This window comes from Primorskyibacter sedentarius (genome assembly GCF_004342065.1).
GTDB classification, from domain to species: Bacteria; Pseudomonadota; Alphaproteobacteria; order Rhodobacterales; family Rhodobacteraceae; genus Primorskyibacter; species Primorskyibacter sedentarius.
Genome location: NZ_SLZU01000002.1, coordinates 65,856 through 92,405, shown reverse-complemented (window position 1 = coordinate 92,405; position 26,550 = coordinate 65,856). Strand labels below are relative to the sequence as shown.

Here is a 26,550-nt window from a genome sequence, read left to right as displayed (position 1 = left end):
GCAGAAATGGCGCAGTGCGTTGACCGGGCCTCGTCCAGAGCCTACCCATGATCGTGACAGACAATGAGGCTCCGACATGCATGCGCTTATCGTGATCGACGTCCAGAATGATTTCTGCCCCGGCGGGGCGCTTGCGGTTGCGGGGGGCGACGAGATCGTCGCGCCCATCAACGCGATGATGGATGACTTCGACGCGGTCGTTCTTACGCAGGATTGGCACCCTTCCGGCCATTCCTCTTTCGCAAGCCAGCATCCGGGCAAAGCGCCGTTCGACCTGACGCAGATGCCCTACGGGCCACAGGTGCTTTGGCCGGATCATTGCGTGCAAGGCACTGACGGCGCTGCGTTTCATCCCGATCTGAAGACGGAACGTGCAGACCTTATCATCCGCAAGGGGTTTCGCCCCGGCATCGACAGTTATTCCGCCTTTTTCGAGAATGACCGCACCACGCCCACCGGGCTGGAGGGATACCTGCGCACGCGCGGCATCAGCCAGCTGACCCTTGTGGGGCTCGCCACGGATTTCTGCGTGAATTTCTCTGCGGTGGATGCTGCCGGGCTGGGCTTTGATGTCAGCGTCCTGCAATCCGCGTGCCGAGGCATAGACCTTGACGGGTCGTTGGCTGCGGCACTGTCCGGGATGGGGGAAGCAGGGGTGACGCTACGGTAGTTACGGCCTTGCCAATTTGTTAACTTGATGCGGGTTACCTGTCCCTGACCAACACGGACAGGAGCGCCAGCGAAAATGCCCGACTCCGTTCTGCAATCGGAACGGCAGCTTGCCGCGTTCAAAGCGCGAAACAGCCCGGAAGGGTTGCTTATCCGCTATGCACGCGGGCGTGTGGCCTTTTTCCTGACGCGCCAGGTCCTGACACTCTCAGGCGCCCTGACGCTGGTTATCCTCGGGAATTGGCAGATTGCCGCTTTGGCCGCCTGCTTTGCCCTTATGGGGGAGGCGATCGATTGCCTCTACCTGCGGTCCCTTCCAGACCATCTGCCGAATGAAGCAGCCTTCAGGCGGGCATATCTGACGTCAACTGTGACCGCGACGGTCCAGGCAATCACCATTACCGCGTGCGTCCTTTTGGCGGACATCGCATCGCAACCCGGTCAGGCCAGCCTGATCGCACTGGCCTATCTTACTGGCGCGGCGATAAATGCGGGCGTGGTCTATCCCTTCCACCGGGCAGCCACCGCGGCGCGGCTGACCATCTATGGTCTGGCCCTTCTTGCCCATTTCGCGATCGACCTCAGCCGTGCGGGCGGCTGGGTTTCGCGACACGGGTATGATCTGCTGGGGGCGGTTATCCTGCTGTATATGGTGCGGGTCTTTGTCGGATTCGTCGTCGCCGGGCATCAGCGGGAAACCTCCAATAGCGAGGCGCTCCTTTTGGGCAAGTTGGCGCAGGAACGGGCGAACCAGGATTTGCTGATAAAGGAACGCGAGGCCAACCAACTGTCGCTGGTCGCGCGATATGCAACCGATTCAGTCATCCTGTCAGATGCCGATTCGACCATCATCTGGGCGAACGACGCTTTCACCCGGATCACCGGTTACCCGCTGGAAGAGGCGGTGGGCAAGACACCTGCGGAGCTTCTTAATGGCCCCGACACCTGCCCCGAGACCTGCCGCCGGATCGTGGAGGCGCGGGAATCGGGGGTGCCCTGCCGTGAGGAAGTCCTGAACCTCACCCGTGACGGCAGAACGATCTGGGTCGAAGCCAATATCGTTCCGATCCTGAACAGGGACGGCGAGGTCGAAACCACGGTCGCAATCGAGCGTGATATCACCAGCGCCAAGGAGCAGGAGCGGCTACTGGCCGAGGCCAAGCGTTCTGCCGAGGATGCTGCCCGGACCAAGGCAGAATTCCTTGCCACTATGAGCCACGAAATCCGTACGCCGATGAATGGCATCATCGGAATGGCAGAACTGTTGGCAGACACGCAATTCACGAGCGAACAGAGGGTCTATGCAGAAACGATACGCAGCTCCGCAGGGGCGCTGCTGAAAATCGTCAACGATGTGCTGGATTTCTCGCGGCTCGACGCGGGCCGGATGAGCCTGTGCTCCGAGCGCTTCTCGCCCACAGCCTGCATCCGCGAAGCAGCCGATCTGCTGCGATTGCAGGCCAGCGACAAGCGGCTTTTCATCGACATTTGTCACACCACGCCTTTGCCCAGAATGGTATCTGGCGATCAGGGAAGGGTGCGCCAGATACTGGTCAACCTTCTGAGCAACGCCGTAAAATTCACATCCAAGGGCGGCGTCACCGTCCAAAGCCGCTGGGCCAGGGTAGAGGGACGCATCAAATTGAGTGTGTTGGTGACCGATACCGGAATTGGTGTCGCGCCCGGCGATGCGGACCACATATTTGATCAGTTTTCCCAAGCCGACGCGGCCACCACGCGGCGTTTTGGTGGCACGGGGCTTGGCCTGTCCATATCTCGCCTGCTGGCGCGAAGCATGGGGGGCGACCTTGTGCTTGTGCCTTCGGAAGCAGCCGGTGCGAGGTTCGAACTGACCTTGTTTCTGGATCCGGTCGACGAGGACAAACCCGACACGCCGAAACAGGAACCCACATTCTTGCCGAAAGGCGTTCGCGTGCTTGTTGTTGAAGACAACAGCACCAACCGGCTTCTGATCCAGAAATTCCTGAACGATCAGCCCATTGATCTGCGCTTTGCCGAGAACGGGCTGCAGGCGGTCGAACAGGTTCGGGCAGACATGCCGGACGTGATCTTGATGGACATGTCGATGCCCGAGATGGACGGTTTGGCTGCCACGCGGGAGATCCGGGCCATCACCGGGACACAGCCGCATATCATCGCGCTGACGGCGAATGCCTTTGCTTCAGACCGCGAAGCCTGTTTCGAGGCGGGCATGGATGATTTTCTGGCCAAACCCCTGCGCAAGGCCCAGCTGTTTCAGGCTCTGGCGCGGGTTCCACCGAGTTGAGAAACCGGTTGGACGTGCTTGGCGCATTCGCATATCAAAGAAACATTCGCGAATGAGGACAGCATCTTGGAAATCGCCACCCGCGTCTGGAACCATAAATGGAAAATCGACCCGATCGTAAGGTCGTTGATCGATACGGATTTCTACAAGTTGCTGATGTGCCAATCGGTCTTTCGCAACAAACCCGATACGCAGGTTGTCTTCAGCCTGATCAACCGGTCCAAGCACGTGCCGCTTGCAAAGTTGATCGACGAAGGCGAACTGCGCGAACAGCTTGACCACGTCCGCTCGCTATCGCTGTCGCGGGGGGAAAGCACCTGGCTGCGCGGCAATACGTTTTATGGCAAGCGCCAGATGTTCCGGCCGGATTTCATGGAGTGGTTCGAGGGCATGCGCCTGCCGCCCTACCATCTGGAACGTGTTGGCGACCAATATGAGCTGACCTTTGAGGGCGCCTGGCCCGAGGTCATGCTATGGGAAATCCCTGCCCTCGCCATCTTAATGGAGCTGCGCGGTCGCGCGGTTCTGAACACGATGGGCAAATTCGAACTTCAGGTCCTTTACGCGCGTGCGACGACGAAGCTTTGGGAAAAAGTCGGCCACTTGCGCGACGTCCCGGGGTTGCGCATCGCTGATTTCGGAACCCGCCGCAGGCACAGTTTCCTGTGGCAGGACTGGTGCGTGCAAGCCATGACAGAGGGTCTGGGCGAGAGTTTTGTGGGCACGTCCAACTGTCTGATCGCAAAGAACCGTGATCTGGAGGCGATCGGCACCAATGCGCATGAGCTGCCGATGGTTTACGCAGCACTTGCCGAAGATGACGCCGCCCTTGCGCGCGCGCCCTATGATGTTCTGGCCGATTGGCACGAAGAGCATGACGGCAACCTGCGGATCATTCTGCCCGATACCTACGGGACGGAAGGATTCCTGCGCAATGCGCCCGACTGGCTGGCCGGCTGGACGGGCATTCGTATCGATTCCGGCGACCCGGCGACCGGGGCCGAAACAGCCATCCGCTGGTGGAAAGAACGCGGCGAAGATCCGACGCAGAAGCTGGTGATCTTCTCGGACGGTCTGGACGAAAAGAAGATCCTGGAATTGCACGCTCAATTCGCGGGGCGGGTCAGAGTGTCCTTCGGCTGGGGCACATTGCTGACCAATGATTTCCGCGGACTGACCCCGGATGACCGGCTGGCCCCGTTCAGTCTGGTGTGCAAAGCCATCAGCGCCGAGGGAAAACCCACGGTCAAATTGTCCGACAATCCCAACAAGGCAATGGGCCCGGAAGATGAAATCGCGCGCTACAAGAGGGTGTTTGGCGTGGGCGATCAGACCCGGATGGAGATATTCGTCTGAGAGGTCCGCTCAGCCTTCATCGACCCTGCCGCGCAGCGCCTTGACCTCGCTCCGTGCTTTCTTGGCTTCGACCCGTTTGCGCTTTTGGTTGGGCGATACCTTCGTCGGAATGCGCCGCTTTGGCCGTTCCAGAGCCTTTCGGATCAGCTCTGCCAGACGTTCGCGGGCGATCTCGCGGTTGCGCGCCTGCGAGCGGGTGTCGTCAACCTGAAGCACCAGCGCGCCTTCCTTCGTCCAGCGGCGTCCTGCCAGACGTCGAAGCCGGGCTTTGACCGGGCCGGGAAGGTTGGGGGAACGCTCTGCCTCGAACCGCAGTTCAACGGCGGTTGACACCTTGTTGACGTTCTGGCCACCGGGGCCAGAGGCGCGGGTGAACTGCTCTGTCAGCTCCCAGGGTTCGATGGTGATCTGATCGTTAATGCGCAACATGGGTCTTCTTTAGCAGTCAAATTTCGGTTTGTCCCGAGCGGCATGGGACAACAAAAAGGGCCGCCCAAATCGGGACGGCCCTTCGAGAACTCGGGAGGCGGGCGTCGGTTCAGACTCTCGCCAATTCGGACTTTGGGTCTGCCAAGGGCTGCCCTAGCAGATCATCCTCCGAACTGTTCCGACACCTTTCTCCAACATCTCTCTCGACACTGGATCACCTCCTTTCAGCTGTTAAAAAACGCAACTTCAGGTTGGCACGGAAAGCGTCTGACGCAAAATGTTTTTTTCGTGACAGGGTCACGTGGCGGCGCGACTGCCTTCCAAATGGGCAACGATGGCGCGGAACGGCACAAGTGCAACAAGCGCGAGGCTGAGCTTTACCAGCCAGTCGGCAAGGCCCAGCGACACCCATAGCGGCACGATCGGGCCCGCGCCCAGAAGTGGCAGCCCTTCAGTCGCCCAGCTGACATCGTTGGACGGTTCAAGAAAGCTCAACGCGTCGGAAAAGGCGATGGTGAAGAACAGCGCCGTGTCGATGGACGAGCCCACCAGCGTGGACACCAGCGGCGCGCGCCACCATTTGCCCTGCCGCAACCGATCAAAGATCGCGACGTCCAGAAGCTGCGCCGTCAGGAAGGCCAGGCCGGACCCCATCGCGATCCGAAGCGTCACAAGCGGGCCGTATTCGCCCATGATCTGCGTGCCGATCAGCGAACAGATCACGCCGACGACGAAGCCAGCAATGACGACCTTGCGGGCGGGACCGGCGCCGTAGACGCGGTTCATCACATCGGTCACAAGGAAGGCCAGCGGATAGGTGAATGCACCCCAGGTCAGCCATTGACCGAACAGGAATTGCACGAGGATGTTGGACGCCACCACGATGGCGGCCATGGCAAGAATGCCGGGAAGATGTTTGCGGGTCATGAAACTGGTCCGTTTTTTCAAGGTAGCGGAGACTTGGCGCCCGATTCGCGGGAACAGCGCTTCGTACCGGCAAGGCCTTTTCAGCGCAAGTCAGTCCGTTACGACATAATCCACCAGCTCGGTTCGCAGGAACGACTGGAAATTGTCATCGGAAATCATCGTCAGGTGGGTACCTTGGGTGTCTTGCCAGACTGCAATGCCTTCAAGATTGCCATGGGTCCAGGTTGAGGTCGTCAACAGGATTTCTGACCCCGCAATAGCATCGCCATCCAGTGTGAAGCGCCGCACGCGGCTTCGAAATCCAAAGCCAGAGAATTCGCGTTCCAGCAGGTAGAGCCGCCCGTCGGGCCCGAAATCCGCCCCAACGGGCAAAAACCCACCGTCGCGGGGCAGGGTAAAGGGGGTGGTCCAGACTTTGTCCTCAAACCGATAGACGGAAAAGGGCTGTGTAACCCCCCCGGATCGTTCCGGTATGGCATAAAGCCGCCCGGCGTCGTCTACCGCCAAAGCCTCCAGCCCGGAATTGTGTTGAAGCTTTGTGAACTCGTCAGGGATTGGCACCCAGGAGGCGGTATCCAAAGAGGAATAGGCGACGACCCTGTGAAAGGCCTCCAACGAGACGAACCAGCGCCCGTCCTGCGCTATCGCGAGCCCTTCTGCATCGCCGCCCCCCTTAATATCCGTCGCGCGATAGTCTCGCAGCGTCTTTATAGGGTCTGCATCTATTGCGGTGACGCGACCGTCCTGCCGCGTCAGCCGGGCGGTGACATAGCTGCCGCGATCACTGATGGTGGTCAGGGTCAGCCCATCGTCAGACAGTTCCAGACCAGAGAACCCACCAAAGCGTTCATCCTCGCCTTGCCATGTGAATGAGCCGATGAGCCGCGCCTTGTGAGCAGGCGCGGCGAGCGCGTTCAGCGCGAGCGTGAGCCCAATGGCCGCGCCTAGCGCGCCGACAATACGGTGGCGCATTGGCGGGGCAGGTCGGCAAGCGTCAATTCGCGCTTCGGCTTTGGCTTGGGGGCATTGGGGTTGGGCGGCGGTGGGTTGAGGATATTGTTCACCCAAGCCTGCGCGTCGGCGCAGCCATCACCAGCCGGGGGCGGGGCCTGATCGACGCACCCGGCCGTCCCGGAAGGGCAGCTCAGCCGTACGTGGAAATGGTAGTGATGACCCCACCACGGCCGAACCTTGTTCAGCCAGGCGCGGTCGCCCTTTTCATCGTTGCACATCTGAACCTTCGCACCGGGGAAGATAAAGATGCGGGCCACGCGCGGATCCTTTGCCGCGGCCTTGATGATTTCGTGATGCGCGCGGGTCCAGTTGCCATTGGTGTAGGCGCCGTTGGACCGCCGCATTGAAATCGACGAAATGTTTTCGCGCGCCGAGGCGCTGAGGTTCAGGTTGTCGGCAGGGCGCAGCCAGATGTCGGCATCAAGCCCGATCTGGTGGCTGGCATGGCCCGACAGCATCGGCCCGCCACGCGGCTGGCTGAGATCGCCCACGTAAAGACCGTTCCAACCGGGTTGGCGCGCGGCCTTGCGGCTGAGATCCTGTACGAAATCGACCGTGTTCGGATGGGCCCAGTTACGGTTGCGCGACAAGCGCATTGCCTGCCAGGTGGGTCCCGTTTCAGGCAATTCGGCACCGCCTGCGAGACATCCTTTGGCATAGCTGCCGAAAGGCGAAGGTGTCTGCCCGGACCCTTCGGATTTATACCCAAATAGCTGCTTCGCGCTCTTTGAGCTGAGAACCCCGGCAGAGCTGCCGACGGTTTCTATCGTTTTTTCGGTTTTGCCACCACCGCAGGCGGCAAGGCCAAGGGCCAAGGTTAGACTCATAAAAATGCGGATCATACTGCTCGTTCTCCGTCTGGATGCACGTAGCGTAGCAGAAAGAGGCCGATGATAAAAAGAAAGATCACAGGCAAGAAGGCCAATTGGTTTGAATTTGTGATCACCCCGAAGACGGTGATCAAGGCCGGTGCAAGAAACGCCGTGGCCTTGCCCGCAAATGCAAACAGCCCGAAGGATTCCGCAGCGTTCTCTGGCCGGGTGTGGCGGACCATCATGGATCGCGATGCGGAATACAGCGCCCCGCCCGCCCCGCCGATGGCTGCGCCGCAGAAGTAGAACAGGATGTCGGGCAGGTTCGACCCTTCCGGCAGGGCAAAGCCAAAGATCGCTTCGCGCGACATGCCAACGATGATCGAGCCGACGCCAAGCATCATCCAGATAGAGAAGGTGATGACGGGTTTGGGGCCAAGCCGCTGGTCTGCAATCCCGCCGACCCAGCTGAGGATGGCGGCTGCGATGGCGGCGATGATGCCGAAGACGCCGATCTGGATCGTTTGCCAGTCCAGCACCTGCCGCGCATAGATCCCGCCATAGGCATAAAGCGCTGTCAGCGCGTCGCGGTAAAAGAGCGACGCCAGAAGGAAGGCGCGGGTCGAAGGCTCGCCCGATACGCGCCGAATGCTGGACCAAAGCTCTGCCAGAACCTGACGAAACCGGGGACGTTTGCGGTTGATCGCGGGGTTTTCGCGCGTCCAGAGAACAAAGGGGATCAAGAAGATCGCGAGCCACAAAGCGATGAACGGCCCAACAAACCGCGTGCCCTCGCGCGCCTCGGGATCAAGCCCGAAAACCGGCGCGATACCGACAAGCGTCGTGCCGCTTTCATTCTCGGCGAAGAAGATCAGCATCGCGAACAGCGAAAGCACACCTCCCCAATAGCCGAAGGCCGTCGCACCACCGGAGATGCGCCCGATCTGCTCGGCTGTGCCCAGATCCGGAAGGAAGGCGTTGTTGAGGTTGAAGGCAGCTTCGGAAAAGACGAAGCCCACCCAGAACAGTGTAAGGGCGAGCATCAGGTTGCCGCCATCCGGTGTCAGCGTCCAGAGCATCCCTGCGCACAGCACTGCCATCATGGAAAAGGCCAGTATCCATGGCCGTTTGCGCCCCGACGCGTCCGCCCAGGCGCCCAGGAACGGGGCAGAGAAGGCGATGATCAGTCCGGCGATGGTCTGGGCCGACGACCACAGGTTTTGCGCGTCGACCTTGGCATCGCCAAGGCTTGTGCCTTGGGCGACCAGCGCGTCCGTCGCAACGGCCGCGAAATAGGGGGCAAAGATGAAGGTCAATCCAAGCGTCGCGTAGGGTTGCTGGGCCCAATCGAAGAAGAACCAGCCCCAAATTCGCTTTCGCAGCGCCGTTGTTTGCACTTTGTCGGCCTCCCCGCCTTTCATGTGGCGCGACCCTGCGCCGGTGCCAGAGCCGGTGTCAATGCCGCTCTGGCGGCCAGGGACGCTGCGCATCTGCATCGATCCAGGCCTGAATCCAACCGGGTAGAGGCGGGGAGACCGTTTTGGTTCCCAGGGACTTGGCGACGCGCTCGGGTGCGACAATGCCATCCGAGCTGGTGACGGCGGTCCGGAACAGGGCCTGATTGGCGCAAATGCCATCCTTCCGCCACATCGACTGGTCGATATAGAGAAACCGATCATCCCATCCAACAAGGCGGCTGTGCAGCTCGATCACGTCGAACATCCGGATCCGGCGACGATAGCGCACCGATACGCCCGCCACTGTCAGCCCCCAGCGTTGCCGCCGCAGCACTTTGATCAGCCCGGTGCGCTGCGCCAGCGGGATCCGCCCCAGATCGTAGATCGTCAATGTGCGGCCATTGTTCAGTTCGGCCCACAGGTCGATGTCCCAGGGCATGCACATGTGGTGCGAGACATGCGTGCCGGTCGGCGGAAGCTTTGCGGCATTTCGGTTGATTACCAATTCCTTGGCCATCCGAATGAACGGGTACATGGGCGGTCTCCTTTGTCATCACAACTTCGCCGCGATGACCTGCGCGTCAATTGCTACCTTGCGGCACTCTTGCCCTTTGGGCGCCGCGCCATTACCTGTGCCTGCGATACCGACCTGAGAGGACATATCGCATGCAATCGCTTTACCAGATCCTGATGCTGATCCTGGACATCGTCTGGTTCATCATCATCGCGCATGTGATCATGAGCTGGCTGATTAGTTTTCAGGTTCTGAACCTGCGGCAGCCGCTAGTGGCACAAATATGGGACGGGCTCAACCGCCTGTTGGATCCGATCTACAGCCGCATCCGGCGCATCCTGCCCCCGATGAGCGGGCTTGACCTGGCACCCCTGGTGGCGCTGGTCGGGATCTACGCGATCCGGATCATCCTGGCCAACAACGCCGCGCTCTTTTACAGCTACTGATACCGGACAGCGCGGGGAACGGTTTTACCCGTGGTCGCGCGTCACTCGGCCTTGTTTCACGACACTTGGTATGTGATTGTCTGCATCAGAGCAGATGTAGACAATAAGAGCAGGTTCACATGCCCCGCGACTCCGCCAGTGCCGACGCGCTGCTAAGCGATGTATTCGGTTTCGGCGCCTTCCGTCCGGGACAGGAAGAGATCGTGCGCGCGGTGGCGGATGGCCGGAACGTGCTGGCGATCATGCCCACCGGGGGCGGCAAATCCCTGTGTTTCCAACTGCCGGCGCTGATGCGCGATGGTGTGACGGTGGTGATTTCGCCGCTCATTGCGCTGATGCGCGATCAGGTGCGGGGGTTGCGGGAATCCGGGGTGGTGGCCGGTGCGCTGACCTCTGGCAACACGCCCGAAGAAACCGATGCCGTCTGGCAGGAGATCGAGGCGGGCACGCTCAAGCTGCTTTATCTCGCGCCGGAACGTCTGGCCGCCGGTGGCACCATGTCGATGCTGCGCCGGATCGGCGTTTCCCTGATCGCGGTGGACGAGGCGCATTGCGTCAGCCAGTGGGGCCATGATTTCCGCCCCGATTACCTGCGGATCGGAGAGCTTCGGCAGATGCTGGACGTGCCGCTGGCAGCCTTCACCGCCACCGCAGATGCCGAAACGCAGGACGAGATCGTCTCGCGCCTGTTCGCCGGGGCCGAACCACAAAGATTTCTCCGGGGCTTTGACCGTCCGAACATTCATTTGGCCTTTGCCGGAAAAGACAACCCCCGGCGGCAGATCCTGGGCTTTGCGGATGCGCGAAAAGGGCAGGCCGGTATCGTTTATTGCGGCACGCGCGCCAAGACCGAGGGCCTTGCAGGGGCGCTGCGGCAAGCCGGGCACAATGCCTGCCACTATCATGGCGGGATGGAGGCAGAGGATCGGCGCATCGTCGAGGGGCGTTTCGCCCGTGAGGACGGGTTGATCGTCGTGGCCACTGTCGCTTTCGGGATGGGTGTGGACAAGCCAGATATCCGCTGGGTCGCCCATGCTGACCTGCCCAAAAGCATTGAGGCTTATTATCAGGAAATCGGGCGCGCCGGGCGGGATGGTGGTCCGGCAGAGACGCTTACGCTGTTCGGGCCAGAGGATATCCGGCTGCGCCGCAGTCAGATTGACGAAGGTCTGGCCCCTCCTGAGCGCCGGGCCGCCGATCATGGGCGGCTGAACGCGTTGCTGGGTCTGGCCGAGGCGCTGGAATGCCGCCGCAAGACGCTTCTGGGCTATTTCGGCGAAAGCGATGTGTCTTGCGGAAATTGCGACCTTTGCGACTCTCCGGCAGAGGTGTTCGACGGGACAGAGGCGGTGCGAAAGGCGCTGTCCGCCGCGTTGCGCACGGGCGAGTATTTCGGCGCGGGTCATCTGATTGACGTGCTGACCGGCAATCTGACCGACAGGATCCGTGACAAGGGCCATGACAACCTGCCGACATTCGGGGTCGGGCGCGAATTCGACAAACGCGGCTGGCAGGCGCTGTTTCGTCAGATGATGGGGCACGATCTGCTGCGGCCTGACCCTGAACGCCACGGCGCGCTGCGGATGACCGATGCGGCGCTGCCGCTTCTCAGGGGCGAGGCGCAGATCAGCCTTCGGCGCGACAGTATCCGTGCAGCCTCTGCCAATCGCAGGCCGGCGGTCAAAGCCATGGTCAGCGAGGAGGACGCACCGCTTTTGTCGGCGCTCAAGGCCAAGCGGCGCGCGCTGGCCGAGGCAGCCCGCGTGCCCGCCTATATCATCTTCACCGACCGGACGCTGGTCGAGATGGCCGAAACCCGACCCGAAACGCTGGACCAGATGGCCCGCATCAGCGGCGTGGGCGCAAAGAAACTGGAAAGCTATGGCAGCGCTTTTCTGGAGGTCATCACCGGCGCGGTAGAAGAGATGCACCCGATGCGGCGCAAGATGGCGGGTCGCCCGTCGGGGCCGCTGTTTGACCGGTTGCAAGAGGCGCAGGCGCGGTTGGCGCGGGGCAAGGATGGCACCGAAAAGTTTCTCAGCTGCACCACCGCGACCCTGCGCCATATCGCTGAGCGGCGCCCCGACACTGTCGAGGAGCTTGAGGCGCTGCAGGGCATGGGGGCGCAGAAGGTCGCGCGGTTCGGTGACGCTTTTCTGGACGCGATCCGGGATGCGGGCTAGATCCACCGCCAGATTTGGAAAGGGATGACATGCTGATCGTGATTTCTCCGGCAAAGCGTCTGGATTGGGCGGAATGCCCGGGGCAGAACATGACGACGCCGGGCATGCTGGACGATGCCAACCGGCTGGCAAAGACCATGCGCAACCAGACCCTTGGGCAGTTGCAGAAGCTGATGGATCTCAGCCCCGATCTGGCGCGGCTCAACCGCGACCGCTACCGCGCCTTTTCGGATGCGCCCGAAGCATCTGCGCTGCGCCTTGCCGCGCTTGCCTTTGCGGGGGACACCTATCTTGGGTTGGAGGCGGGCTCGCTCGACCCCGAAGAAATGGACTGGGCGCAGGACCACCTGCGCATCCTTTCGGGGCTTTACGGGATCCTGCGGCCACGCGACGGAATTCAGCCATACCGGCTGGAGATGGGCAGCAGGCTGAAAACCCGGCGCGGGAGCAACCTTTATGACTACTGGCGCGATGACCTTTCCAAAGCGCTGAATACGCAGGCAGTGGCTGCCGGGACGGATGTTCTGGTAAACTGTGCCAGCCAGGAATATTTCGGTGCGGTCGCTCTGGATGCGCTGAAGCTGCGCGTGGTGACGCCGGTCTTCATGGAGGAAAAACCGGGCGGGCCGAAAATTGTCAGCTTCTTCGCCAAGCGTGCCAGAGGGGCTATGGCGCGCTACATTATCCAGCGCAGGCTGACGGACCCGGCAGCACTGGCCGAATTCGACATCGGTGGATATGCGCTGCAACCGGATCTGAGCACCGCTGACCGGCCGGTTTTCGTGCGCAGCCAAGCCGCGCAAGCCGCCTGAGCGCTATTCCGGCGGGATGAGGGGCCGCGTGTCTTTTGGTCGGTGCCGCTCGATCATCTCCGTCAATACGGCCTTGCGCAGCGGCTTGGTCATGTGATCGTCCAGCCCGCAGGCGATCAGGGCGTCCCGATCCTCGGGCATCGCATGGGCGGTGAGCGCAACAATCGGAATATGCGATCCTGCGGGCTCTGTCGCGCGGATGCGGGCGGTGGCTTCGGTGCCATCCATTTTCGGCATGGAGATATCCATGAAGATCAGATCAGGGCGCTCCTCCCCCGCGGCTGCGACAGCCTCGATCCCGTCCTTGGCGAAGCGCAACGAAATATCGAGCGCGCCGACCATCTTCTTGAAGACCAGCCGGTTGGTCTCATTATCCTCGGCCACCAACAGCGTCATTTGACGGGCCACGGGGGCGCGCAGGTTCGGCCCGATCACGGAAGGCTGGGCAGGAAGAGCCGCCTGGGGCTGGGGGAGCGTATCGCTCGTCAGAGCCTCCATTTCCGCAAAAAGCGCCCTCCTCGACAGCGGCTTTTGCAGGACGGAGTTCACGTGGGGCCGGGACGGATCGGCCATGGCACCGCCCGGCGTGGAGGACAGCGCGATGATTGGTGCTGTGACCCCAAGCTCGCGCATCTGTTGCGCCAGACATTTGTCGCCTGTACCGGGCAGTTTCTGTTCGATGATAATGACATCGGGCGGGGGAGAGAGCCTGTCCAGCGCCGTTGCCGCAGAGGCGCAGACCAGCGTTTCGATGTCCAGAGCGGTCAGCTGTTTGCACAGGATCGCACTGCTTACCGGCTGACTGTCGACGATCATCACGCGCCGGAGGTTTCGGGGAAGGACAGGGTTCTGGTATGAGGGCGGTTCCGCTATGGGCAACGAGACGCGGAACCCAAAGCACGAGCCGCGCCCGATTTGCGAGTCGACCCAGATGTCGCCACCCATGCGATTGATCAGCCGCTTGGTGATGGCAAGTCCCAGGCCGGTGCCCTCGAATGCGCGGTTCTGCGCATCCTCGACCTGATTGAACTCGCCGAAGATATGATCGGACTTCTCTTGCGGCAGACCGATCCCGGTATCTTCGACGGTCACATGGATGGTCGCGCCGGACTGCTCGGAACAGATGCCGGTGACGCGGATCAGGACATGGCCAATCTGGGTGAATTTCAGCGCGTTCCCGATCAGGTTCGTCAGGATCTGCCGGACCCGGCCCGGATCTCCCATGAACCGTGTGGGCAGGAACATGTCGTAATCGATCATCATATCGAGGTTCTTTTCATGCGCGGCCGGTTGCAGCAGCATGGCGACCTCGTGCACGCAACGCTCCAGATCGAAGGGTTCGTGGTGCAGGACCAACTTGTCCGCCTCGATCTTGGAATAATCGAGCACGTCATTGATGATAACCAGCAGCGCCTCACCAGAATTCTTGATCGTCTCGACATAAAGGCGCTGTTCCTCGCTGAGCGCGCTGTCGGCAAGCACATCCGCCATGCCGATCACCCCGTTCATCGGTGTGCGGATCTCGTGGCTCATATTGGCAAGGAAAGCGGATTTGGCGCGGTTTGCGGATTCGGCGCGACGCTGCGCCTTTTTCAGTCGCTTTTCATAGCGCACGGTGGCGGTGATGTTCAGGGCAAGGCTGACCACATCGCCCTGCTGACCGCGCTCGTCGACCAGTTTGATGTATTGATTGTTCCACAGGCGCAGAATGATCGGGTCCGGATTGGGCGCTTCCCACCGGTCGATCATCATGGCGCGCCAATCGGCGGCAGAAAGGGCACGGGTGTTCACAATCCCCTCTTCCGTCGCCACCTGAAGCAGGCGCGGATAGAAAATTCCCGGCCTGACCTCTTCGACCCCCTCGAAGACAGACAGGTAGGCCTGGTTCGCGGCAATCATCATGTTGTCCGCATCGAAGAACGCGAACCCATCCGGGAAGGTTTCGATCGACTGCCAGAGGCGGCGCTCTGCGGTTGCGATCTTCTGGTTGGCTTCGGTCAGGTCCGATTTGAACTGCTGGTTTTCGCTCCTCACGGTCTGGACCTCGGCCCGGGTTTCGGTGATCTCGTGCGAGAGCGCGCGGGCATGACGCCCCAGTTTGCGATTCGCGGCAGAAAGCTCCGCTTGCTTGAGCTCCAGCAGGCGCTCTGCCGCAAGACGCGCGCGGCGTTCCTCGGCCAATTTTGTCGAAAAGCTCATGCTGGTACCGGATCGGTTCGTTCCCTGTTCGGACGATGCTGCATTGAAATGAAAAACTTCTTAAACCCGATAGTTAGAGGAATCCTTGCCCGCCGGGGCCGGGTCGTGCCACCATCGCGGCAGCGCTGCCTTGCGGGCATCCTTGCCCCGCGTGGGTGGAGGGTATTGGTCCGGCAATTCACGATTCCGGCCCGTTGGAGGTGAACCATGACGACCGAAACCGTGGCCATTGCCGAATGGCGCGCATTGGATCGCGATGGGCGCGATCAGTGCCGACTTGTCCGTTCCGACGGCGGCTGGATGCTTGTCGGTCACGCGCGGTTCGGCGAGGCCGAGGGCCGGTCGCGGCTTGATTACGTGATCAGATGCGACGCGGAATGGCACACGCAAGGCGCTGATGTGTCGGGTGTTTACCGCGAAAAGCCCGTTGCCCTGTGTATCAAGCGTTCCGGCAATGACTGGGTGCTGAACGATCTGCCGCAGCCAGACGTGGAAGGGGCTGTTGATATTGATCTGGGCTTCACGCCTGCGACCAATCTTATGCCGTTAAGGCGTCTGTGCGAGGTTGGCCGGATGCAGGCCCGCGCGGCCTGGCTGCGCGATCCGGAAAGCGGGCTGCAACCGCTCAACCAGGCCTACACGCGCGAACGTGGTGGGCTGGTCCGCTACGAGGCCGAACAGACAGGGTTCCAGACAGAGCTGAAAGTGTCGGGCGACGGGTTCGTAACGCTGTATCCGGGATATTGGGAAGCGCAGACGTTGCCTTGAGCTCTGCCAGGGGCGCAGATGACGCCCCCGGCAACAATCTTGGTCATACGCGGGTCAGATGCGCTCGATCGCCAGAGCGATGCCTTGCCCGCCGCCGATACACATGGTGACAAGCGCACGTTTGCCGCCGATTCTCTCCAGCTCGTATAGCGCTTTTACGGTGATGATGGCACCTGTTGCACCGACCGGATGACCTAGTGCTATGGCACCACCATTGGGGTTCACGCGCGCTGGGTCCAGCCCCAGCCCCTTGTTCACGGCCAAGGCCTGCGCGGCAAAGGCCTCGTTCGATTCGACGACGTCAAAGTCGCTCGCGGTAAGCCCGGTCCGCGCCAGCAGGGCCTCGACCGCCGGAACGGGGCCGATGCCCATCACCTCTGGCCGCACACCGGCATGGGCATAACCCAGCACCCTCGCCCGAGGTGTCAGGCCAGCCTTTTCCGCCGCGCCTGCCCGTGCCAGCACCAGCGCGGCAGCGCCGTCATTGATCCCGCTCGCATTGCCAGCCGTGACGGTCCCGTCCTTCTGGAAAGCAGATCGCAGCCCGGCCAGGATTTCCGCCGTGGTCGAGGCCTTGGGATGTTCATCCGTGTCAAAGGCCACCATGTCACGCTTCACCCGGACCTCTACCGGGACGATCTGGTCCTTGAACTGCCCTTCGGTGATCGCGGCCGCGGCACGCCTTTGGCTTTCCAGCGCGAAGGCGTCTTGCGCATCGCGGCTGATGTCATGCTCGGCTGCCACATTCTCTGCCGTGACGCCCATATGGCCGGTGCCAAAGGGGCAGTTCAGCGCGCCCAGCATCATGTCCAGCGTGCGGATATCGCCCATTTTCGCGCCCCAGCGCTGATCCGGCACGATGTAGGGGCTGCGCGACATGTTCTCGGCGCCACCTGCAAGGCCAAAATCTGCATCACCCAGCATCAGGGACTGCACGACAGACACGATGGCCTGCGCGCCCGACCCGCACAGCCGGTTGACGTTCATCGCGGGCGTCGTCTCTGGCACGCCCGCCTGCATCGCGGCGACGCGGCTAAGGTACATGTCGCGAGGTTCGGTGTTGATGACATGGCCAAAGGTGACATGGCCGATCTGGGCGCCTTCCACGCCGGAGCGTTCCAGCGCGGCCTTGGCGACGGTGGCACCAAGGTCGATGGGGGGCGTTCCGGCCAGCGCGCCGCCGAAAGTGCCGATGGCAGTGCGGGCGCCGCCGAGAATGACGATATCGTCTGACATGATTTGGGTTCCTCTCCTCTTCTCACCGAAGTTATGACGCGGGCGCAGGCGCGCGTCAGCCTGACGTTCCGTCACGGTTTGCGCTATCTTTTTGTCGCAGCGCAGTGGCTGGGAACGACGCATGCTTGACAGTGGCCTGTCCGCCGCCCAGATTTCCGCCATGACGGATGAAGATGACGACATACTGTCCCGGCTGCCCGCGCGGCTGAAGGAGGCACGGCGCATTCAGGGGCTCTCGCTGGAGGCGGTGGCAAAGCTGTCTGGCGTTTCTCGCTCGATGGTCAGCCAGATCGAACGCGGTGAATCCTCACCTACGATTGCCACGCTCTGGAACCTGACGCGGGCGCTTCAGGTGGATTTTGCCGGGCTTCTCGAAGCCGGTGAAACGGCGCAAAAGGTCGAAGTGCTGCGCGCAGATCAGGTGCCGACCATCGACAATATGGGGGAGGGGTGCCGCATCCGCATCCTCTCGCCTCCCGAAGAGGCGGGGCGTCACGAGATTTACGAATTGCTGCTTCGCCCTGGCGGGATGCTGGACAGCCAGCCGCATACCCGTGGCGCGCGCGAGCAGTTGTCGGTCGTCTCCGGCACGGTGATGGTGCAATCGGGTGACGCGGTCGAGCGATTGAGTGCAGGGGACACCGCGCGCTATGCCGCCGACATCCCCCACCGCATCGCCGCCGAGGGGGACTCTGTGCAGGCGTTCCTGATCGTCACCGGCGGATAATCCGGGATAACGGCAGGAATCCGTAATTACGGAATTCTTCTATTTCGGAACAAAATCCGTTATGCTAGAGTTTCCTTGCACAAGGAGATTCGCCGCATGACCAATGCCTTTCTGACCCATCTGCAAGACGAACTGCGCGGCATCGAGGCTGACGGCCTGATGAAGCGGGAACGCCTGATCACTTCGCCGCAGGGGGCCCATATCGACGTGGGCGGGCGCGAGGTGCTGAACCTTTGCGCCAACAACTACCTTGGTCTGGCCGACCACCCGGACCTGATCCGGGCAGCGAAACAGGCGATGGATGACCACGGTTACGGCATGGCCTCTGTCCGCTTCATCTGCGGCACGCAGGACCTGCACGCCCAGTTGGAAAAGCGGCTTGCCAGCTTTCTTGGCACCGATGATGCGATCCTGTTCGCAGCCTGTTTCGATGCGAATGCCGCCGTGTTCGAGCCTTTGCTGGGGCCAGAGGACGCCATCATCTCGGACAGTCTGAACCACGCGTCGATCATCGACGGTATCCGCCTGTGCAAGGCCAAGCGTTTCCGCTTTGCCAATTCCGACATGGATGATCTCGAGGCACAGCTGAAGGCTGCCCGCGAAGGAGGCGCGCGCCATGTGATGATCGCCACGGACGGCGTATTCAGTATGGACGGCTACCTTGCAAAGCTGCCGGAAATCCGCGCACTGGCGGACAGGTATGATGCGCTGCTGATGGTCGATGATTGCCACGCCACGGGATTTATGGGGCCGAAAGGTGCGGGCACGCCTGCGCATTTTGATGTGCGTGCCGACATTTTGACCGGAACGCTGGGCAAGGCGCTTGGCGGGGCGATCGGCGGCTACATCGCGGGGCCGCAGGCGGTTGTGGACCTGCTGCGCCAGCGTGCGCGGCCCTACCTTTTCTCCAACGCTTTGCCGCCCTCGGTCGTCGCGGCAGGGATCGAGGCGATCCGTCTGGTGGAAGAGGGCGACGGGTTGCGCGCGCAGCTGTTCGAGAACGCCCGCTACTGGCGTGAAGGGCTGACGCGGCTGGGATTTGACCTCTTGCCGGGCGAGCATCCGATTATCCCGGTCATGCTGGGTGAGGCACAGCTTGCGCAGGATATGGCAGCGCGCCTCTTTGATGAAGGTGTCTATGTCTCGGGCTTCTTCTTCCCGGTCGTCCCCAAAGGCCGCGCCCGTATCCGCACGCAAATGAATGCCGCGCTCAGCCGCGCCGATCTGGATGCTGCCCTTGCCGCCTTTGAGGTCGCGGGCAAGGCCACGGGGGTAATCTGATGTCCGGGACGATGAAAGCACTGGTCAAGGCGCAGCCCGCCGAAGGGTTGTGGCTGGAAGAGCGCCCCATCCCGGAGATAGGCCCGGACGACGTGCTGATCCGGGTCCACAAAACCGGGATCTGCGGCACGGATGTTCATATCTGGAACTGGGACGAGTGGGCGCAGAAAACCGTGCCAGTGCCTTTGGTCACCGGCCATGAATTCGCGGGCGAGATCGTAGCGATGGGCCGCGATGTTCAGGATCTGCAGATCGGGCAACGTTGTTCCGGCGAGGGGCATCTGATCGGCAAGCACAGCCGCCAGAGCCGCGCGGGCAAGTTTCATCTGGACCCCGAAACGCGGGGGATCGGGGTGAACGAACAGGGTGCCTTTGCCGAATATCTGCGCCTGCCCGCCTTCAACGTCGTGCCTTTGCCTGACAGCATCCCTGACGATATCGGGGCGATCCTCGATCCGCTGGGCAATGCCGTGCATACGGCGCTGAGTTTTGATCTCGTGGGCGAGGATGTGTTGATCACCGGCGCTGGTCCCATCGGGATCATGGCCGCTGCGATTGCCCGCCATGTCGGTGCGCGTCACGTGGTGATCACGGATGTGAATGACGACCGGCTGGTGCTGGCGGAACGCGTGACGGACGTGGTGCCTGTGAATGTCGCCAGAGAGGATCTGGCCGACGTCGTGCCGCGCCTCAAGATGCGGCAGGGTTTCGACGTGGGGCTGGAAATGTCCGGCAATGCCCGCGCCTTTGACCAGATGGTCGAGAGCCTTGTCATGGGCGGACGCATCGCGATGCTGGGCATCCCGCCGGGCAAGTCGCCCGTGGATTGGAGCCGCATCGTCTTCAAGGCGCTGACAATAAAGGGCGTCTACGGGCGAGAGATCTTCGAGACGTGGTACAAGATGATCGCGATGTTGGAGAACGGGCTTGATGTGTCCGGCATCATCACCCACCGTTTTCCGGCCACTGAATTCGAGGCTGGCTTTGCCGCGATGCGGGGCGGGTCCAGCGGCAAGGTTGTGCTGGACTGGGGCTGACGCTGCCGCTTGAATGCTGCTTTGCCGATCCACGGCAGGCAAAAGGGCGCGCCAGTTACAGGTGCGCCCTACCGGTTTGCATCACGCGCCGTAGGGAACCCAGACTGTTTTGACCTCTGTCGCGGCGTCAAGGAAGATCTGACCTTCGCCATCCTCCCCCATCCAGTCGCGTGCGTGGCCGTTGTTCACCCAGGTGCGTTTCAGATTGCCTGCGGCGCCGCGTTCGATGGCGGCGGAAAGATCGGTTGAGGAAAAGCTCCAGACCGCATCCACATCCATATGGCTGGCAAGCGTGGGTGCCAGCTCGGCATGGTTGCCGGTCAGGATGTTGACGACGCCCGCGGGCATGTCCGACGTGTCCAGCACCTGATAGAAATCGGTGGCGGCCAGCGGGAAAGGCTCTGACGCGGCCAGCACCACGCGGTTGCCCATCGCAATGGCGGGCGCCATGACCGAGACCAGCCCCAGGAGCGGTGCCTCGTCCGGGCAAAGTGCGCCGATCACGCCGACGGGTTCACGCATTGCCAGGGCTACCCCGCGCAGGGGGACAGACCGGACATCACCGTCCAGCTTGTCCGCCCAGGCCGCGTAGGTGAACAGGCGATCCACGGCGGCGTCGACCTCCTTGGCGCCGGCTCGCGCTCCGGTCAGCTGGTCCAGACGTTGCGCGAATTCCCCGGCCCGCGCGGACAGGTTTTCGCCCAGATAATACAGCACCTGCGCCCGCAGATGGGCCGTCGCGGCGGGCCAGCCCTTGGATGCCTGTGCAGCCTCTACCGCGTTGCGGATGTCCTTGCGGTTGGCGATGGGCACCTGACCGACAAGCGATCCGTTCCTGCCATAAATGTTGCGCGAATAGCCGCCATCGGGGCGCGCCTGCTTGCCCCCGATATAAAGCTTTGCGGTGCGGTCGATACCGTCCTCTGGCCCCTTGTCACCGGCGAAAGCGTCGACCTTGGCCAAGGGTTTCGCCTTGCCCGAGGGTCTGGTGTAGGCCGCCAGCCCCTCCCAACCGCCTTCGCGGCCAAAGCCGGATTCGCGCACGCCACCGAAGCCCGCGGCCGCGTCAAACATGTTGGTGCCGTTCACCCAGACCACACCCGCGACCAGCTTGGGCGCGATATCGAGTGCGACGTTTATGTTCTCGCTCCAGACGCTCGCGGCCAGCCCGTAGCGGGTATTGTTGGCCAGTTCGACAGCTTCGGAGGGCGTACGGAAGGTGGTGCCCACCAGCACGGGCCCGAAAATCTCGTCCTGCATCAGGGTGCTGGCGGGGCTGAGCCCGGTGATCAGCGTTGGCGGATAATAGCACCCCTCGGCAGGCAGCGTCGCGGCAGAGCGATAGGTTTCACCGTCGGTATTCGCCTCGACCATGCGGGCGATGCTGTCACGCTGCACGGGATCGACGATGGCGCCCACATCGATACATTTGTCCAGCGGATCACCGACGCGCAGCCCGTCCATGCGGCGGCGCAGGCGGCGGTAGAAATCTTCTGCGACGCCCTCTTGCACCAAAAGGCGAGAACCTGCGCAGCAGACCTGCCCACCATTGAACCAGATCGCATCGACCAGCCCTTCGACCGCGGAATCCAGATCGGCATCCTCGAACACGATGTAGGGGGATTTGCCGCCCAGCTCCAGCGTCAGGGATTTGCCCGACCCGGCGGTGGTTTCGCGGATCGCGCGGCCAACTTCGGTCGAGCCGGTAAAGGCGATCTTGTCGACATCGGCTCCAACGATCATCCGGCCAACGTCACCATCGCCGGTCACGATGTTCACCACGCCCTTGGGCAGCCCGGCCTGACGGCAAAGATCGGCAAACAGAAGGGCCGTCAGTGAGGTGTATTCCGCAGGTTTCAGGACAACCGTGTTGCCCATCGCCAGTGCGGGCGCAATCTTCCACGACAGCATCAGCAGCGGGAAGTTCCACGGGATGATCTGGCCACAGACGCCAAGCGCCTCCCGCCCCGGCAAGGTCTGATCCATCAGCTGGGCCATGCCCGCATGATAGTAGAAATGCCGTTGGGCCAGTGGCACGTCGATATCGCGGCTTTCGCGGATGGGCTTGCCGTTGTCGAGCGTCTCCAGCACTGCAAACAGCCGCGCGTGTTTCTGCAAAAGCCGGGCCAGCGCATAAAGGTAGCGCGCACGCCCCTTGCCGCCCAGCCTGGCCCAGCCCGCCTGCGCCTTGCGCGCAGCCGCGACGGCCGCGTCGATATCTGCCTGCGTGGCCTGTGTCAGCGTGGCAAGCGTCGCCCCCGTCGCCGGGTTGCGGCTGTCAAAGCCTGCTCCGGGCTTGGTGAAGGTGCCGTCGATGAAATGGCCGAAACGCCTGTCACGTTCGTCCAGCCAGGCCAGAGCGTCGGCAGCACTTTCCGGGGCGGGGCCATAGTCCATCGTCTCGAGGATTTCTTTCACGGTCATGACGGGTTGCCTTTCAGCACGGAGAAAACGATCATCGCGGCGTAGGCTGCCGCGACCGTCCAGCAAAGATAGATCACCCAGCGGGTACGTTTGTGCAGCGCCGCGTAGGCCCGCAGATCATCCGGCAAACGATCATCCGGCGGCGGTATGAACAGGGGCTCTGGTCCCAGAAGCCGCTGCATGCGGGTTGGCAGATCGCGGACGGCGCGCCGCAGGCGTCTGCGCCGCCACATCGTCGACAGCACGATCAGCATGGCGAAAACGGTGATGAGTGCGTGGTTGCTGGAGATTGGCATGGCAGGTCAGCTCGTCGCGTGACGCCACGCCGCCGAATAGGCGCCGGTTACATGATGTTCCAACTGCCGTTCGATATCACCCAGCAGGGACGACGCGCCAAAGCGAAAGAGATCCGGCTGTACCCAGCGGTTGCCAAGCTCGTCCTTCATCAGGGCAAGATAGGTCAGCGCGTCTTTGGCCTTGGATATGCCGCCCGCCGGTTTGTACCCGACGCGGTAGCCGGTCGTGTCAAAGAATTCGCGGATCGCCCGCACCATGACCAGCGTCACCGGAAGCGTAGCGTTGACGCTCTCCTTGCCGGTGGAGGTCTTGATGAAATCCGCGCCTGCCATCATGCAAATCAGCGAGGCGCGGGCAACATTCTGCAACGTCCCCAATTCCCCGGTGGCGAGGATCGCCTTGACATGGGCATCGCCGCAAGCAGCACGGAAGGCGCGCATCTCGTCATAGAGCGCCTGCCAGTTGCCTGTCAGAACATGACGGCGAGAGATCACGATGTCGATCTCGGACGCCCCGGCGCGCACGCTTTCCTCTATCTCTGCCACGCGAAGGTGAAAGGGCGACAGGCCGGCCGGAAAGCCGGTAGATACGGCAGCCACCGGGATGCCGGAACCTTGCAGTGCATCGACGGCGCAGGGCACCATGTCATGATAGACGCAAACTGCGCCGGTGGTCAGACCCTCGACGCCCAAAGCGGCCAGAAGATCGGCGCGCACGGGTTGGCGCGCCTTTGCACACAGGCGGCGCACCCGGCCTTCGGTGTCATCCCCAGACAGCGTGGTCAGATCGATGCAGCTGATGGCCTTCAGCAGCCACGCGGCCTGATAGTCCTTCTTGACCGACCGGCGGCCGGGCAGGGAAGCCGCGCGCCGCTCTATCGCTGACCGGTTGGCCCGCGCCCGCGCGACCCAATCCAGATCAAGCTCCGTTCCCGGATTGCGCGGCTCCAGCGTTTGGGGAAGCTGGTGCGTTGCGGTCTTTGTCGTGCTGTTCATCTTCATGCCCCGACTGCTGCAGAGACACCAAGCGTGTCATGGTGGCGCGCCGCTGGCAAGCACGCCCGTGACGTCAGTTCCAGTAGCGGGCCACGCGTTCCCCCAGCCATGTCTTGAACCGGGATTTCTGCGGGCGCAGGATCGGCAGGTGCACGATGCGGGGCTTGGGTTGATCGGACCAGATGACCTCTGATCCCTCGAAGATGCGCTTGTTGTACTGGGGCGGCAGAACGTAGAAACGCAGATCGCTTTCCCAAAGCAATTCCCGGAAGGTCGGCTGGTCCACGCGGAACCCGGCTTCGATAAAGGCGCGGCTCCAGTCGCGGAAAAAGTCAAAGACACGATCCGAAGAGCGGTAAAGCAGCACCCCGCAATTGATCTCCGGGAAGGCATCGGGCGGTTCCTTGCGCCAGATTTTGCGATGCCGGGGGCGGTGCCACAGCATGACCTGCGCGCCGCAAAGCTCGAACTTCTGCAGAAGATCAAACAGGCTCGACAGGTCCTCGCGGATGATCGTGTCGTTATCCAGGTACAGCGTCTCGTCAAAAGGTGTGTCGGGAAGAAGGTCCACCTTGGGCCGCTTCAGCCCCGCCGGGATCACGAAACTGAGGTCAAAGCCGCTGGTGTCATCGTCCGCGGCGCACCAGATGCAGGTCTGAAGGCCGGGGTTCGACTTCTTCACACTGGCCGCCGATCGCCGGGCCACGTCCACATGGGCGCTGCCCCATGCGATATACATTACCCCGCGTCCGCCTGTTCGGTCCATTCTCCGGCCTTTCCTGCACGTTTGCTATGCATTCGTCTTAGCGCGCGCCAGCGGCGGGGTAAATCGGGCGCAGTAGTTGCGAATTATTCTCAATATCATTGACTTTGTGAGAATGACTCGCATATGCATCGGGTATGAAACGCCGTGATCTCCTTCTCGGCCTTGCCGGGGCCGCCGCCACCACCACGCTTCCGCGCATCGCGGCAGCGCAGGACACCCTTACCGTTGTCGCCACCACAGGCATGATCGCCGACACCGCGCGGCGTATCGCCGGGCCGTTGGCACAAGTGCGCGGGCTGATGGGGCCGGGGGTCGATCCGCATTCCTACCGCCAGACGCGATCCGACATTGTCGCCCTGACCCGCGCCGATCTGGTGTTGTTTCACGGGCTCTACCTCGAGGCGCAGATGGAAGAGTTCCTCCTTCGTCTGGGGACGTCGCGACATGTCGTGCCGGTGGGCGAGGCTGTTCCAGCAGATCTGTTGTTGCGCCACGCCGATTACGAAACGAAGGCCGATCCGCATGTCTGGATGGCGCCAGAGCTTTGGCGGCCGGTCGCGCTGCGCATCCGGGACGCCCTGACCGAGGCGCGCCCGGACCATGCGCAGACCTTTGCCGCCAATGCCGACGCGTTCGTGGCCGAACTTGACGCCCTGGCCGCCTATGCAGGCGAGACTCTGGCCAAGGTGCCAGAGGCCGCGCGCGTGCTGGTCACCGCGCATGATGCCTTTGGCTATTTCGGTCGCGCATATGGGTTCGAAGTGATGGGCATTCAGGGCATCTCGACCGAAAGCGAGGCGGGTCTGGAACGCATCCGAACGCTGGTTGATACGCTGGTGGACCGCCAGATCGGCGCGGTTTTCGTCGAAAGCTCTGTATCTGACCGCAACATCCGCGCCTTGATCGAAGGGGCCGCCGCCCGTGGGCACGAGGTGCGCATTGGGGGCGAGCTTTTCTCTGACGCGATGGGGCAGGACGGCACCTACGAAGGCACTTACATCGGGATGCTCGATCACAACATCACCGTGATCGCCCGTGCGCTGGGGGCTGACGTGTCGGCAGGCGGCATGGCAGGCAAGCTGACGGTGGGAAGTTGACATGAAAGACGCGATGCCCGAACTCGTGGCCGAAGCGGGCCAGCAGATACCGGATGCTGTCTCGCACAGCCCGCTGGCGATCCGGGGAATGACCGTTTCTTACGGCGAAGAACCCGCCATCTTTTCCATCGATCTGACGGCAGAACCCGGTGCGATGACCGCCATCATCGGGCCGAACGGCGCCGGGAAGTCGACGCTTCTGAAAGCCGCGCTCGGGATCGTCCGGCCGCTTTCGGGCGCGGCGATGGTCTTTGGCAAGCCTCTGTCCAAACAGCGTGCACATATCGCCTACATGCCGCAGCGCGCCAGCGTTGACTGGGATTTCCCGACCACCGTCATCGACGTGGCGCTGATGGGGCTTAGCCGCGAGCTGGGCCTGCTGCGCCCGGTGCGCGCGCGCCACAAGGCTAGGGCGCTGGCCTGCCTTGACCGCGTCGGCATGGCCGAATTTGCAGACCGGCAGATCGGTCAGCTGTCAGGCGGCCAGCAACAACGCGTATTCCTTGCCCGCGCGCTGGCACAGGATGCAGAGCTTTACCTGCTGGACGAACCCTTCGCGGGCGTCGATGCTGCCACCGAACGTGCGATCATCGACGTGCTCAAACAGTTGCGTGCCGAGGGCAAGACTGTCGTGGCCGTGCATCATGACCTGTCGACCGTTTCGGAATATTTCGAGAATGTCTTTCTGATCAATCGTCGGCGGATCGCCGAAGGGCCGGTTGGCACTGCGTTCACCGCCGAAAACCTGCAAGAAGCCTATGGTGGTAGGTTGGCCGCCGGACAGATCGAACAGCTGGTGTTGGGGCGCGCATAGGAC

Annotated in this window: 24 protein-coding genes; 12 read left to right on the top strand and 12 right to left on the bottom strand. The window is 62.2% G+C overall.

Annotation, left to right across the window (positions count from 1 at the left end; all coding sequences use genetic code 11):
- Positions 1 to 76: 76 nt before the first annotated feature.
- The 3 genes from pncA (at position 77) to pncB (ending at position 4,312) form a co-directional block, all read left to right on the top strand.
- A complete protein-coding gene (gene pncA / locus EDD52_RS04275) occupies positions 77 to 670 on the top strand; it encodes a bifunctional nicotinamidase/pyrazinamidase (protein WP_132242207.1) in 594 nt (197 codons plus the stop codon).
- A 75-nt stretch (positions 671 to 745) separates the two neighbouring features.
- On the top strand, positions 746 to 2,956 hold the full coding sequence (locus tag EDD52_RS04270) for a response regulator (RefSeq protein ID WP_132242205.1): 2,211 nt from the start codon (positions 746 to 748) through the stop codon (positions 2,954 to 2,956).
- 66 nt (positions 2,957 to 3,022) lie between these two features.
- Positions 3,023 to 4,312, top strand: a complete 1,290-nt coding sequence (gene pncB / locus EDD52_RS04265; protein ID WP_132242203.1) for a nicotinate phosphoribosyltransferase — start codon at positions 3,023 to 3,025, stop codon at positions 4,310 to 4,312.
- Between the two features lie 9 nt (positions 4,313 to 4,321).
- On the opposite strand, the gene arfB is transcribed toward pncB, so the two are convergent.
- The 6 genes from arfB to EDD52_RS04235 form a co-directional block, all read right to left on the bottom strand.
- Positions 4,322 to 4,741 carry an alternative ribosome rescue aminoacyl-tRNA hydrolase ArfB gene (gene arfB / locus EDD52_RS04260; protein WP_132242201.1) on the bottom strand — a complete coding sequence of 140 codons (420 nt, stop codon included), beginning with the start codon at positions 4,739 to 4,741 and terminating at the stop codon, positions 4,322 to 4,324.
- Positions 4,742 to 5,038: 297 nt separating this feature from the next.
- Positions 5,039 to 5,668 carry a queuosine precursor transporter gene (locus tag EDD52_RS04255; protein WP_132242199.1) on the bottom strand — a complete coding sequence of 210 codons (630 nt, stop codon included), beginning with the start codon at positions 5,666 to 5,668 and terminating at the stop codon, positions 5,039 to 5,041.
- A gap of 90 nt (positions 5,669 to 5,758) precedes the next feature.
- Complete coding sequence (locus EDD52_RS04250) at positions 5,759 to 6,640, bottom strand: esterase-like activity of phytase family protein (RefSeq protein WP_132242197.1); 882 nt, start codon at positions 6,638 to 6,640, stop codon at positions 5,759 to 5,761.
- On the bottom strand, positions 6,613 to 7,524 hold the full coding sequence (mepA, locus tag EDD52_RS04245) for a penicillin-insensitive murein endopeptidase (protein ID WP_132242195.1): 912 nt from the start codon (positions 7,522 to 7,524) through the stop codon (positions 6,613 to 6,615). Before mepA ends, EDD52_RS04250 begins: the two co-directional genes overlap by 28 nt.
- Positions 7,521 to 8,915, bottom strand: a complete 1,395-nt coding sequence (locus EDD52_RS04240; RefSeq protein ID WP_132242938.1) for an MFS transporter — start codon at positions 8,913 to 8,915, stop codon at positions 7,521 to 7,523. The genes mepA and EDD52_RS04240 overlap by 4 nt, the downstream gene beginning before the upstream one ends.
- 34 nt (positions 8,916 to 8,949) lie before the next feature.
- On the bottom strand, positions 8,950 to 9,486 hold the full coding sequence (locus EDD52_RS04235) for an acyl-CoA thioesterase (RefSeq protein WP_132242193.1): 537 nt from the start codon (positions 9,484 to 9,486) through the stop codon (positions 8,950 to 8,952).
- A 131-nt stretch (positions 9,487 to 9,617) separates the two neighbouring features.
- Between EDD52_RS04235 and EDD52_RS04230 the strand changes: the two genes are divergently transcribed.
- From EDD52_RS04230 to yaaA, 3 genes are all read left to right on the top strand, one after another.
- Positions 9,618 to 9,911 (top strand): YggT family protein, encoded by a 294-nt coding sequence (locus EDD52_RS04230; protein WP_132242191.1) that lies wholly within the window; start codon positions 9,618 to 9,620, stop codon positions 9,909 to 9,911.
- 119 nt (positions 9,912 to 10,030) lie between these two features.
- The gene (gene recQ / locus EDD52_RS04225) at positions 10,031 to 12,094 is read left to right on the top strand and encodes a DNA helicase RecQ (protein WP_132242189.1); all 2,064 of its coding nucleotides are present in this window, start codon (positions 10,031 to 10,033) and stop codon (positions 12,092 to 12,094) included.
- Positions 12,095 to 12,123: 29 nt separating this feature from the next.
- Positions 12,124 to 12,906: a peroxide stress protein YaaA gene (gene yaaA / locus EDD52_RS04220; protein WP_132242187.1), complete on the top strand. Its 783-nt coding sequence runs from the start codon at positions 12,124 to 12,126 to the stop codon at positions 12,904 to 12,906.
- A gap of 3 nt (positions 12,907 to 12,909) precedes the next feature.
- On the opposite strand, the gene EDD52_RS04215 is transcribed toward yaaA, so the two are convergent.
- On the bottom strand, positions 12,910 to 15,105 hold the full coding sequence (locus EDD52_RS04215; protein WP_132242185.1) for a response regulator: 2,196 nt from the start codon (positions 15,103 to 15,105) through the stop codon (positions 12,910 to 12,912).
- A 207-nt stretch (positions 15,106 to 15,312) separates the two neighbouring features.
- Between EDD52_RS04215 and EDD52_RS04210 the strand changes: the two genes are divergently transcribed.
- A complete protein-coding gene (locus EDD52_RS04210; protein WP_132242183.1) occupies positions 15,313 to 15,873 on the top strand; it encodes a putative glycolipid-binding domain-containing protein in 561 nt (186 codons plus the stop codon).
- 54 nt (positions 15,874 to 15,927) lie between these two features.
- Here the strand turns inward: EDD52_RS04210 and EDD52_RS04205 are convergent, their stop codons facing one another.
- Complete coding sequence (locus EDD52_RS04205) at positions 15,928 to 17,109, bottom strand: acetyl-CoA C-acyltransferase family protein (protein ID WP_132242181.1); 1,182 nt, start codon at positions 17,107 to 17,109, stop codon at positions 15,928 to 15,930.
- Positions 17,110 to 17,269: 160 nt separating this feature from the next.
- On the opposite strand from EDD52_RS04205, the gene EDD52_RS04200 reads away from it, so the two are divergent.
- The 3 genes from EDD52_RS04200 (at position 17,270) to tdh (ending at position 20,154) form a co-directional block, all read left to right on the top strand.
- Complete coding sequence (locus tag EDD52_RS04200) at positions 17,270 to 17,836, top strand: helix-turn-helix domain-containing protein (RefSeq protein ID WP_132242936.1); 567 nt, start codon at positions 17,270 to 17,272, stop codon at positions 17,834 to 17,836.
- 96 nt (positions 17,837 to 17,932) lie between these two features.
- A complete protein-coding gene (locus EDD52_RS04195) occupies positions 17,933 to 19,117 on the top strand; it encodes a glycine C-acetyltransferase (RefSeq protein WP_132242179.1) in 1,185 nt (394 codons plus the stop codon).
- Positions 19,118 to 19,128: 11 nt separating this feature from the next.
- Positions 19,129 to 20,154 (top strand): L-threonine 3-dehydrogenase, encoded by a 1,026-nt coding sequence (gene tdh, locus EDD52_RS04190; RefSeq protein WP_132242934.1) that lies wholly within the window; start codon positions 19,129 to 19,131, stop codon positions 20,152 to 20,154.
- An 81-nt stretch (positions 20,155 to 20,235) separates the two neighbouring features.
- Here the strand turns inward: tdh and EDD52_RS04185 are convergent, their stop codons facing one another.
- The 4 genes from EDD52_RS04185 to EDD52_RS04170 form a co-directional block, all read right to left on the bottom strand.
- Positions 20,236 to 22,578 (bottom strand): aldehyde dehydrogenase family protein, encoded by a 2,343-nt coding sequence (locus EDD52_RS04185; RefSeq protein WP_132242177.1) that lies wholly within the window; start codon positions 22,576 to 22,578, stop codon positions 20,236 to 20,238.
- Positions 22,575 to 22,874, bottom strand: coding sequence for a hypothetical protein (locus EDD52_RS04180; RefSeq protein ID WP_132242175.1), 300 nt, complete (start codon positions 22,872 to 22,874; stop codon positions 22,575 to 22,577). The genes EDD52_RS04185 and EDD52_RS04180 overlap by 4 nt, the downstream gene beginning before the upstream one ends.
- 6 nt (positions 22,875 to 22,880) lie before the next feature.
- Complete coding sequence (gene deoC / locus EDD52_RS04175) at positions 22,881 to 23,870, bottom strand: deoxyribose-phosphate aldolase (protein WP_132242173.1); 990 nt, start codon at positions 23,868 to 23,870, stop codon at positions 22,881 to 22,883.
- 73 nt (positions 23,871 to 23,943) lie between these two features.
- A complete protein-coding gene (locus tag EDD52_RS04170) occupies positions 23,944 to 24,636 on the bottom strand; it encodes a glycosyltransferase family protein (protein WP_132242171.1) in 693 nt (230 codons plus the stop codon).
- Between the two features lie 134 nt (positions 24,637 to 24,770).
- On the opposite strand from EDD52_RS04170, the gene EDD52_RS04165 reads away from it, so the two are divergent.
- Both EDD52_RS04165 and EDD52_RS04160 read left to right on the top strand, forming a co-directional pair.
- Positions 24,771 to 25,733, top strand: coding sequence for a metal ABC transporter solute-binding protein, Zn/Mn family (locus EDD52_RS04165; RefSeq protein ID WP_132242169.1), 963 nt, complete (start codon positions 24,771 to 24,773; stop codon positions 25,731 to 25,733).
- Positions 25,734 to 25,746: 13 nt separating this feature from the next.
- Positions 25,747 to 26,547 carry a metal ABC transporter ATP-binding protein gene (locus tag EDD52_RS04160; RefSeq protein WP_132242932.1) on the top strand — a complete coding sequence of 267 codons (801 nt, stop codon included), beginning with the start codon at positions 25,747 to 25,749 and terminating at the stop codon, positions 26,545 to 26,547.
- Positions 26,548 to 26,550 lie beyond the last annotated feature (3 nt).